The organism is Bacteroides sp. 1_1_14 (assembly GCF_000162515.1).
Lineage (GTDB): Bacteria > Bacteroidota > Bacteroidia > Bacteroidales > Bacteroidaceae > Bacteroides > Bacteroides thetaiotaomicron.
This window is the reverse complement of sequence record NZ_GG774708.1, coordinates 213679-225296: the sequence shown is the minus strand read 5'-3', so window position 1 is coordinate 225296 and position 11618 is coordinate 213679. Positions and strand designations below refer to the sequence as shown.

Here is an 11618-nt window from a genome sequence, read left to right as displayed (position 1 = left end):
TAGGCACGGATTTCACGGATGAACACGGCTTTTATTCATTAAGACCGTGTAATCCGTGAAATCCGTGCCTAAAATATCAATTAGCCATTATCTTCACATCCGGCGAAGGGGCCCGGAACCAATATTCCGTCACTTTTCTTCCCTGTCCCGGAACCGTAAAAGACAACTTAATCAGATTATCATGCAATCGTTCCACACTGATTTCATTCTTTACTCCTTGTATAAAAACCGGATCAACCGATTTTTCCACCATCTCCACGTAAGTGCCATCCGATGGCAAACTGTACTCTCCCTGACAATAGATGATGGCATTTGACCTGCCGTTCATACCGGCTGTCATTATATTCATGAATGTCTGATCAGGCGATATGATCTTTATAACAGGCAATAACAGAATTTTATATCCATGTTCGCCCGGTTGCACAACACAACTCTGCCATACTCCTTGCAAAGACCTGTTTTCCACTTCTTGTCCGATAGGTACTACAAGTTCGGGAAAAGTAGGTCTCTGTGCATCCGGTCTGGACAGATTAAACATTATCGGAGCTGTAAAACGTACTTTCACTGCCTCGCCTCTATCTATTCCCGGTTTCCATTTCGGCATTAATTTCACTACGCGCAAGGCTTCTTCGTCCAGCAAGGGATCGACTCCTCTTACAACTTTAGCCTGATCCAATGTTCCGTCTTCCATTATGACAAACTGTACGATCACACGACCGGAAACGCCTTTCTTCTGTGCTTCTACAGGATACTTAATATTTGTAGTCAAAAACTTCATCATCGCCTGCATCCCGCCCGGAAACTCCGGCATTTGATCGGGCATCAGATAAACTCCATCACTATCTACCTTCTCTACAGGCTTTTGTTGGGCAAGCGAAGGCAGGCATACCAACAATGCGATAAACAAACCGAATAATTTTGTGTTCATGGCTATCATATTTTAAGGTTAAACAATACCGCAAGATAGTGCATTTTTATTGAAACACAGCATGATTTGTCTATTTCTTTTTCACAGATGTCTATTTACTTATTATCCTTACTTTATTACTGCCACAAATCCTCCACGAGGAAGACATGACATATCCATTTTATCGTTTGATAACTGGATGTTTTCTTCGATGGCAAAACTCTTATCGTCCACCCCATCCTTAAATACATCCATCGTTTTTCCTTCAACTTGCAGAGGAACCAATGAAAAAGAAAGAGTTTTATTCTCGTTAGTTCCGTTCAATCCTCCAATATACCATACATCTCCCTTACGTCGTGCCAGTACGATGTCAGTACCCGGATAGCCACACAACAGTTTTGTATCATCCCAAGCAGTAGGTAATCCCGAAAGGAATTCTCTTACTTTTCGAGGTAATGAACTGTACACCTCCGGCCTATCAGGCATATGCTGCAATGCTGACTCAAACACAACAGACAAAGCTAGTTCATGCCCACAAGTAGTGATATGAGGATGTTGGGAATTAGAGAATGTACCAGGTGTATAATCCATTGAGCCAATGACATTTCTGGTAAATGGCAATGTTACATTATGTTCAGCAGCACGATCTGTAAGTATTGGCTTATTGTTATACCACTCTGCCCCATAAACGGCTTCCATAGTCATCAGATGAGGATAAGTCCTTTGCCATCCACGAGGAATAGTAGCTCCATGAAAATTGACCATTAATTTATATTTAGCTGCATCTTCCAGCAAATCAATATAATAATCCATATTAGACGAATAATCATCAGGAAAAAAATCAATCTTAACCCCTACTACACCTGACTTTTGAAGCCAAGTATATTCCTTTATTCTGTTTTCCTTACTATTCAAGCGGTAAAGAGGACCCGGCCCCATCCAAGCAGTTGACGAATTATACCAAATCATAGGCTTTATATTTCGACTAAGAGAATAGGTTATCAAATCTTCAATATCTCCACCGTTTGACATTTCATTCCATTCCGCATCTATCAGACTATATGGCCACTTCATATCAACAGCCAAGTCAATGTAGTCTTTTACAATCTTGAAATTTTTGGAACCATGATTATGCGCCCAGTATACCCATGATGCAGAGCCCGGCATAATCCAACTTGTATCAGAAATTTTGTTAGGTTCAGAGACATCTGTCACTAAAGTAGATTCTACAACATCAGACAAAGAACCTATCATAAGAACTCTCCATGGCGATGTGAATGAATCACCCAAGGCTAATTTATCATCTGTCATCCGCACTTGATATTGATTCATATCATTTCCATTATACAATCTGGAACCACTATGTCCACGAAGTATATTGGCCTCAGTTATCAACACAAACAATGAATCGGCTGGTTCCAAAAGTAATGGATAGCCCCACATATTGTCTTTGCCTCTTTCTGCTCTGGTTTTCAATGGATAGAAACCTTCATAACCAACAGAATAATTCTGTATCCATCTTTTCGTTCCTTCTGGAATATAGTAAGCTGTATGTTCAGATGTCAGACTATCCTTATCTTGAACAGATGGTAAGCTATATCGAAATACAATCCCGTCATCGTAAGCCCTGAAAACGATATCTAAGGTTTCTGCCTTCTCATTCTCAAACCGAAATATCCTTTCATTTCCTCTATTCTGACAATGACTTCTTTTACCGGTAAGCATCACATAATCATCTTCAATTAGTTTAGTACCGGACACAGATTTCAACCTGATGTTATCGGTAAATGACATAAGCTGGGTTTCCAAGCCAATTCGGGTATCAGATAGAACCCTTCTGGAAGTTTTACCATCTTTGTACTCTACATTAAAAAAGACTTTGCCAAAACCGTCTTTTTCAGTATCTTCCTTTATTTCAACAGAAAGACATATCTTCCCATTAGGAGAAATCACACCTGTATCTTTTTGAGAACAAGAACAGAATGGAATACAAATGAGCACATAAAGCAGTAATTCATAACTTAAACAATTAAAGGAATGTTTCATACACTAAACAGTTAATATAAATAAATAAACTCATCCACATCGATATACCCCGCATCCGCTATATTATTAAAACAGTAAATCCCAATGCGGCTTCCCCGGTAATATCCCCATTCAAGTTGATATACCTCTCCGAACGGGGTAAACTTCCTGCCATCTGTACTATATGAAAATTGGCTTTTTCCATCCAGCCCCCATACAGATTTAATCCACACCTTGTTTCCCTTTATCGCAGGACCTGTGATTTTCTCTTTATTGGTCTGGAATTCCAGATTCCGGTCTTTGCCGGACTGGCGTACCCCCACCATGGCATAACTCTTAGAGTAATGACACAGTCCGGCTTTCTGTCCGTCAACCATGCCCTCAATGTTCATTTTTACAATAACTTCATTTTTGTTTGTACGAAAACAACGCTGAGTCAAGGTATTTCCCGCTTTCAGCAAATTATCCGTGACTAATGGACGAAAAGCTTTTAACCGCAAATAGCCTGGTCTTTCCGTCAATGACCACATCTCGTCCCGGGGCTGGTAGTTCCATTCCCATTGAGGAGAAAGTACCGACTTGCTAAAATCATCAGATGATTGTGGAGTCCGAACCGGATACTCATTGGAAGGCTTGGCCGCTTGCCATACCATTGTGCCAATGCCATCCTGCCCAACCTCACCAATAATCGGCCAACCATCGACCCAATATACCGGTAGCAGACTAGCAATCCGACCTGCCCAGTCACCCGTACCATGGTGGGTAAAGAAATACCACTTCCTGTCAGGACCTTCAACAAGTCCGCCTTGATTAGGCTCATTATATTCACGCTGTACATGACTTAATTGTTTCCTTTCAAGATACGGTCCTGTAATTGAAGAAGAACGTTGCATCATGATATATCTACCGCCATTTTTAACTTCACTGAAAAAATGATAATATGTTCCGTTGATTTTATAAAGTTTACTTGCCTCGCGACCATACCCCTCATTAATTAATATTTTAGAGTTTTCGATCAAGGTCTTCCCATCAGGTGTCATCCGATACAGGTAAGTTTTGTATTTATCAGCAAAATAGGTACCTACAAAATATAGTTGCCCGTCATCGTCAAAGAAAGGACAACAGTCATCCCATCCCTTTTCTGCTTTTACACAGTGCAACGGTTCCCACGGTCCCGCAGGATCGGTAGCTGTCGACATAAAATAACCTTCATCCGGTGTACCGAAATACACATAGAATTTTCCCTGATAATAACGAATTGCCCCTGCCCAAATACCTCGGCCATAACGATTCATACGCGTCCAGTTCATTTCTTCACTGATCTGTCTCAGATCAGAAACCACATGACCTTTAATCGTCCAGTTCACCAAATCCTTGGAATGTATGATCACCATACCTGGGGAATATTGAAAGGTAGAAGAAATAGCATAATAATCATCCCCCACACGAATACAATCAATGTCACTGTAATCGGAAGGAAGGACAGGATTACAATAGGTGCCATCTTCCTGATCGCCCCAAGTTGTCCATTCTCCCCACTTGTAATCATTCTGTGCAAATACATTTACTGTTAATAAAGTAAAAATCAATACTACAATACATGTGTTGGTTTTCATATTCTTTCTTATATTCATACACTGTGTTACAGGATTATCCTGAATTCTTTTTATTCTCAATCTCTTTCAAATAATATACCACAAATGTAGCAAATCAATAGCTTATATTATAGGATTAATACGATTTAGAATAATATAATATCGACATAAACAGCTATAGCGGAATTAATCATAAAACAATATCGACATTTTATTTAAAATTATCGATATCAAAAGAGTAATATCTATTTTTATTTATCTTTATCTCTACATTAATAAAACCTGTATACTATGGCATCATTCGTCGATAAATTGCACCCGCTTGTATTGAACATAGGTTTGGCTATTCATAATGCCGACTGGAACTGGAAAAATGTCAGTAGTCCTTTCACACGTTTATACTATGTGACAGAAGGTACGGCACAAATCTTAATATCAGGTAAAATCCAGATTTTAAAAGCCAACCACATGTATTTTATTCCAGCGTTTACCAAACATAGCTATATCTGCAACTCTTATTTCTCCCACTATTATCTGCATATCTATGAAGAACACCAGTCAGACAACAACTTACTGGACAATTGGGATTTTCCAATAGAAATACCTGCTACCGAACTAGATTTGGCATTATTTCAGCGGCTCTGCGCTATAAATCCACATATGACCTTACAGAAGTCAGACCCTACTTCTTACGATAACAATTACACACTTATACAGAATCTGCTAAAAAACAAACAACGAACATTATCCGAAAAAGTAGAGTCAAGAGGTATTGTATACCAATTGCTAGCACGATTTCTACAAAGAGCTCAAATAAAAATGGTATTAAAAGATAACCGGATAGAAGAAGCCATCCACTACATCCGTAAGCACATAAATGAAACTATTGAATTAGGAGTATTAGCAGAGAAATCCGGCTTATCAAAAGACCATTTTATTCGCCTATTCAAAAAAGAGACAGGAGATACACCTTTAAGATATATTATCCGCAAAAAAAATAGAGAAAGCTCAGCTCATATTAATAACCGATGATATGTCAATCAAAAATGTTGCATTAAATCTAGCATTTGAAGATTATTCATACTTCAACAGGTTATTCAAAAAAATCACCGGCGTTACTCCCCAAGAATATCGTACCTCTTATCATTCTTAATGAAAAAAGGAATAGCGTAGAAGGTGCTATTCCTTTTTTCATTAACAAATAGTAAACGATTACATAGTCTCAACTAATCTTCATAAAGATAAAACATACGTTCCATCAATTTCCATTTCTCCGCAGACGAGTTCAAAGGCGAACATTCTTGAAATCTGGATACATACTTTTCCCAGTCAGCCTGTCGCGGAAGATGAGATAATTTATCCATAGCTATCTCCCAGTCAAAGTCAAGCGGAGTTTCTATAATCATAAAGAGTTGTGATCCCAATATATAAATTTCCATTTCCAAAATGCCTACAGCACGAATTCCCGCTCTAATTTCCGGCCAAGCTTTTTCTTCACTATGTATCTTACGATACTCTTCAATCAGCATCGGATCATTTTTCAAGCTTAAAGTTTGGCAATACCTCTTCGTCGGTATGTCATACTCTTTCATTTTGTATCCCTGAATATGCGGCATGACAGTGCTTTCTATTTTCTAATCTTAAAAACAGGAGCTATATTTTTCAATGACTTATTTGGAATATTGACAATAAGTCCCTTATCTGTACGTGAGAAAGGTACTTTTCCGTAACCAAGCAATTCAACTTTACTTATCTTATTGGGATATAGTTCATTCCCTTCCGCTAAAGATTTAATTAATATTTTCCCATCTTCGGGCCATTCCAAGACTGTAGCATACAGATTTTTCTCTGTCTGTGTAAAACGTATTTCTTTTGCATCGGCTTTACTATAGGCCCCTTCGTTAAATCCCTGTGCTTTAAGTTGAACATTTCCTTCCGCTATAGGTCCCTCTCCAAATACTTTCCAAGGACGTGTATCATAGATTGCTTCTTTATTAATGTTCATCCAAGCACCAAATTCATTCAATATTTTTTCTTCTTTTTCATCAAAAGTTCCATCTGCACGCAACGGAACACTTAAGAGCAAGTTACCATTTTTGCTGACAATATCAACTAATAATTTTACAACGTCAGATGCTGACTTATATTGGTTATTATCATATACAGACGTACTGTAGTGCCATCCGCCAAGGCACGAACATGACTGCCAGGATTCATCTATTATTTTATTTGGAGCTCCACGTTCTACATCCCATACCAAGGCTTTACGTTGATCAGCATCAAGCATCTTACCAAACATTACAGCATTCAATTTACCCTTTTGCGTAGACATATTATGATTATAGAAATGAGCAGCAATCTTTAAACCTGCATCACTTATAGGATAAAAAGGTGCCACTGTTACATCAAAATATAATAAATCCGGATTATAGCGGTTTATTACATCAAGTGTACGGTTATAGAAATTAGTACAATACTCCTGTGTCGGCAAACAAACTCCATTTCCCCATGCCCATTGCCTGTGAATTGCACCATTATCCCAACTATTCTGACTCAACGGATGATTCTGAGCATACAAATCCTGAGGATCATATCCTTCCCACCATTTTCCCTTGCCATCAGCTTTCGTTAATTTCCCATCATATGGGACACCTTTTTTAGGTCCTTGAGTATCATGTCTTTGAGCTGTTTCATACCAACTCCAGGCATGATCAGCATGCAGGCTGACGCCAAAATAAAGTCCATGTTTACGCGCTGCTTTCTCCCATCCTTTCAATATATCTTTTTCTGGTCCCATATTGACAGAGTTCCATGGTTGGTATTTACTATCCCAAAGGTCCATGTTATCATGATGGTTACCCAAAGCAAAAAATACTGAGCACCTATTTTTTTATAGAATGCAACCAACTTATCAGGATTCCATTTTTCAGCCTTCCATAACGGAATAATATCTTTAAAGCCAAATTCAGAAGGATGACCGTAATTCGCTACATGATGCCGATATTCTCGTGAATTTTCCATATACAAATGACGAGCCATCCAATCACCGCTTCCTTCCACGCATTGAGGTCCCCAATGAGCCCAAATACCAAACTTTACATTTCTGAACCATTCCGGTACTTTATAATTAGACAATGACTCCCAAGTAGGTTGGAATTTTCCTTGCATCATAGGTTCATCTTGTTCCGAGACAGGAACTTGATAATTTTGAGCAGATAAAGTCCCCGCCACGAACAATAAAGACAGTAACAGTAGTTTTTTTGTTTTCATAAATATTACGATTGAATTATTGATTACAAACGTACTGCTTTTTTAGTAGACATTAATAGGATGAATACGATCTACGATAAGACAATATCGACATCTATCGTAATCAGGAAAGCATATAGCTGATTACTGTCCATACAGTTCTCATATTGCCATCTTCCTCTTTGGCTTATTAATAAATATTCCATTCCCAGATACCGGGGACTCCTTTTAGGATTTTAATTCTCAGATAACGGAACCTTTTATTCAAGACATCGGTATGTGGTGAACACATCTTCCTATCTTGATGGACAGCGAACTCTTGCCAGACTTTTCCATCTATCGATGCTTCAATAACATAAGCATGTCCGGCAGTAGGGCGTACAAAATAAATTTCACTGCGTCTGACCTTCTTTACAGTACCCAAATCTGCCACAATCCATGGATTAATACTATCTTCGGCAGCAGCCATCCATCGGGAACCATTTGCCCCGTCCACCGCAAAAGAAGGAACAAAATATTCTGTCCGCAGACATGTCGGGTCTTTCATCGGTTCAATCTTCAACGGCACTTCAATACTAGACGCATAAACTGTATCTATTTTCATTTTTTTATCTGATTTCACCTTCTTCAATGCCCCCACTCCATCCATTGTTAGTTCGACAGGGCGAATCGTACCGTCTTCATTAAATTTCAGTTGATTCACATATGTCTGACGGTTTGTACTTCGCCTGCCAAACTCTAAATATGCGAAATAATAATTATCCGTACCCTCAGGATGAAAGACACAACCATGTCCCGGTCCGAAGATTCCCCGTTCATAATTGGTAGTAGATATTATATCCTGTTCAGGAGCTTCAAAAGGTCCCATAGGGGAAACCCGGCTCATTACATACGCATATTGATATTTCTCATCCCCTCCGATAGTGTACAAATAATAATATATTCCTTTACGTTTGAAAAAGATAGGTCCCTCAGAGTACTCCTTGCGAGGAGTAGAAATTACCTGTACTACAGAATCCACCGTAATCATATCCTCGTTGAGTTTGGCTACATGCCTTCGTCCCCAAAACACATAAGCCTGCCCATCGTCGTCAACAAAGATTTCAGCATCAATCCCGCCCGGATTCTTACTCTGCAATAAAGTAGAAGGAGTAAAAGGCTTATAGAATTCGTCTTTCCCACGTGCCAGTTTAAACGGTCCTTCAGGCTTATCAGCTACAGCAGGATACATATACCCATTGATAGTGGGATATATATAATATTTACCATTAGCAAAAATTGCTTTACTAGGAGCCCAATACTTCTCCTTTGCAGCCGAAGGGAAGTAAGTTCCATCAAAACTCCAGTGTACAAAGTCTTTTGATTTCCATACTACCGGAGGGCCTGATGTTTTAAGTCCCTGCCCATAGCCATCAGTAGTGGCATAGCAATAAAAGACACCATTAATTTCCTGAATACTCGCATCGGCAATCATATCCGGAATCAATGCATTGCCAAAAGGATTATTGTGCTGAGCTTTCACTTTCCCTAACAACATCATTACCAGCACAAAACTAAAAAAGATCTGTTTTTGCATACTATTATCTATTATCCAAAGTTAATGCCTGATTCATACAAAAATTACAGTTGAATAAGACAATGCAAACGTACTTTTTTTCTGGTAAGTTTAATAGGATAAATACGATTTACGATAAGACAATACCGATATTTAAAGTAACAGCATTTACAAATAAACCATATTGACAGGCTACTTTATACAAAGAATACCTCCTTGAGGGCGGATTTCCAACTGCACCTTACCGTTTTCCTTCACTTTCAGTGACGTTAACTCCGGTTCTCCCTTTTTATCATCCTTATAAAGAGCCACCGTCTTTCCGGCAAACATTTCCAAATCCAGTTTTAGTTTCAGCGGTTCTTTGCCGGCATTTACAGCCGCCAGATACCAGGTATCTCCCTGACGACGGGCCAACACCACATACTTCCCCGGATAGCCATCGACAAACCGTGTCTCATCCCACGTTGTGGGCACCCGCTTCATAAAGTCCATGCAAACAGCCGGAACATCTTTCAGATTGTTAGGAGCCAGTGCAAAGTTCTGAACCGGATTCTGAAAGAGAACGGTAGTCGCCAACTGGAACACGTCCGTAGTCCGGCGTGTCGTACCGCCGTCGTTATTACGGTTCAGGCGCTTATTCAGAAAGCAGCCGCCAAACTCCATCGATCCCACCGTATTGCGGATAAACGGATGCAGGCAAGTATTGAACGCTTCCTCATCACAGAAATGCTGATTGAACACCATATTTTCCGAAGCCAGCACTGCTTCACTGCCCACATAATTCGGATACATACGCTCCCATCCGCGAGGTAATGTGCAACCGTGGAAAATCACCATCAATCCGTGATCGTCCGCATCACTCAGAATATCTTCATACAGCCGCATTGTCTCCTGCTTGTCACCGCCGAAGAAATCAACCTTGATTCCCTTCACACCGAGACTTTGCAGCCATTTCATTTCACGTTTACGAATGATTGCATTATCCATTCGGTTCACCGGTCCCTGTTCAATGTCATTCCAATAGCCGGAAGAACTATACCACAAGAACAACTCGACACCTTTATCGCGTGCATACTCAACCAGCGACTTCATACGCTGATGCCCGATTCTGGTATCCCACCAGTTATCGATCAACGCATACTCATATCCCATAGCCGAAGCAAAATCAATGTAACGTACCTGATCATCATAGTTGATACTACCGTCCTGCCAAAGAATCCAGCTCCACGTGCCACGCCCGAAACGATAATCATGTTTTGTTTCATAAAGCGGGCTTACCACATCCCACGGAATGGTTGTTTCTACAATCGGCTTCAGATGATCTCCCACTGTGATGGTACGCCACGGAGTAGCGCCGGGCAGTGCAAAAGCAGGAGCGACCGTTCCGTTTCCATTATTTTCTTCCGCCATCGGAAAGGCGACCGTATATAAATTCCCTTCACTCACATCACTCAAACGTGAACCGCAATAACGACTGTCCACACCCGTCTCGCTGACCAGCACCCAACCGTCATTTCCTATACGAAACAAACAAGGGAACGTATACCCATGTCCGTACTGCGAACGGTCGCTCATCGGCGCATCCGCTTTATATTCTTCTTCATAACTGGGTTTCGTACGTTTCCAGCCAATCATCGCATCGCTCTGCGGACACAAGAAAGTAGTAGTCTGCTCCGGAAAGCGGAAACCTGTTTGTTCTTCCTTCACCGTCACACTCGCTTTTCCTCCCTGATGCGGCAAAGTATAGCGGAAAGCCACATCATTATCACTCACCCGAAAAATAACTCCCAGCTTTTGTCCCTGCTCATTCTCTAAATGACAAGTCAGTTCATTGGCACGGTAATGTACGTTGGAAACTTTGATACGTGTCTGTTGATAAACAGTATCGATCTTGTCGACGGAATGTCCGGTCAGTTTAAGATTCTTCGTAAAATCACCGATATTGGTATTCATGCCTAAAGGAGACTTTTCCAACATCGTCTTTCCGTTGTAACTCACAGAATAACAAGGCTTCGTCTCGTTCTGCACAAATACCGCCAACTGCAACTTTTCGTCCGGTCCTTTTACAACCACATCCTGTGCTGCAAGAGTGCTTATACCAAGAATCGCTGTCAAAGTGCTTACAAGTTTCTTCATAATATTATTTTTCTTTTATGATTAAATGTCCTCATTGTAACAAAAGCAAAAATAGGGAATATAATTATATTCGCATACAAACTTTCATCGTTTGCATGATTTCCCCCCTTTTTTGATTGATATGCAGACATTCCCTCCCGAAACCCTTTAC

6 protein-coding genes and 2 pseudogenes are annotated in these 11618 nt (G+C 40.1%); 1 reads left to right on the top strand and 7 read right to left on the bottom strand.

The features are described from left to right. Positions 1–76: 76 nt before the first annotated feature. The 3 genes from HMPREF9007_RS07395 to HMPREF9007_RS07405 all read right to left on the bottom strand — a co-directional run bounded on the left by HMPREF9007_RS07395 (position 77) and on the right by HMPREF9007_RS07405 (position 4548). Positions 77–928 carry a TonB family protein gene (locus HMPREF9007_RS07395; protein ID WP_008762612.1) on the bottom strand — a complete coding sequence of 284 codons (852 nt, stop codon included), beginning with the start codon at positions 926–928 and terminating at the stop codon, positions 77–79. 108 nt (positions 929–1036) lie between these two features. After that, entirely contained in the window at positions 1037–2953 is a 1917-nt protein-coding gene (locus HMPREF9007_RS07400) for a glycoside hydrolase family 97 protein (RefSeq protein ID WP_008762611.1), read from the bottom strand. 11 nt (positions 2954–2964) lie between these two features. After that, positions 2965–4548 (bottom strand): glycoside hydrolase 43 family protein, encoded by a 1584-nt coding sequence (locus tag HMPREF9007_RS07405; protein ID WP_032850601.1) that lies wholly within the window; start codon positions 4546–4548, stop codon positions 2965–2967. 270 nt (positions 4549–4818) lie between these two features. Between HMPREF9007_RS07405 and HMPREF9007_RS07410 the strand changes: the two are divergent. After that, positions 4819–5680: pseudogene (locus tag HMPREF9007_RS07410) on the top strand (AraC family transcriptional regulator). 73 nt (positions 5681–5753) lie between these two features. On the opposite strand, the gene HMPREF9007_RS07415 reads toward HMPREF9007_RS07410, so the two are convergent. The 4 genes and pseudogenes from HMPREF9007_RS07415 to HMPREF9007_RS07430 all read right to left on the bottom strand — a co-directional run bounded on the left by HMPREF9007_RS07415 (position 5754) and on the right by HMPREF9007_RS07430 (position 11467). Continuing rightward, positions 5754–6143, bottom strand: coding sequence for an L-rhamnose mutarotase (locus tag HMPREF9007_RS07415; RefSeq protein WP_008762609.1), 390 nt, complete (start codon positions 6141–6143; stop codon positions 5754–5756). A gap of 11 nt (positions 6144–6154) precedes the next feature. After that, a pseudogene (locus HMPREF9007_RS07420) lies at positions 6155–7797 on the bottom strand (alpha-L-fucosidase). A gap of 169 nt (positions 7798–7966) precedes the next feature. Next, a complete protein-coding gene (locus HMPREF9007_RS07425; RefSeq protein ID WP_008762608.1) occupies positions 7967–9352 on the bottom strand; it encodes a family 43 glycosylhydrolase in 1386 nt (461 codons plus the stop codon). Positions 9353–9523: 171 nt separating this feature from the next. Continuing rightward, positions 9524–11467 carry a glycoside hydrolase family 97 protein gene (locus HMPREF9007_RS07430; RefSeq protein ID WP_008762607.1) on the bottom strand — a complete coding sequence of 648 codons (1944 nt, stop codon included), beginning with the start codon at positions 11465–11467 and terminating at the stop codon, positions 9524–9526. Positions 11468–11618: the final 151 nt, after the last annotated feature.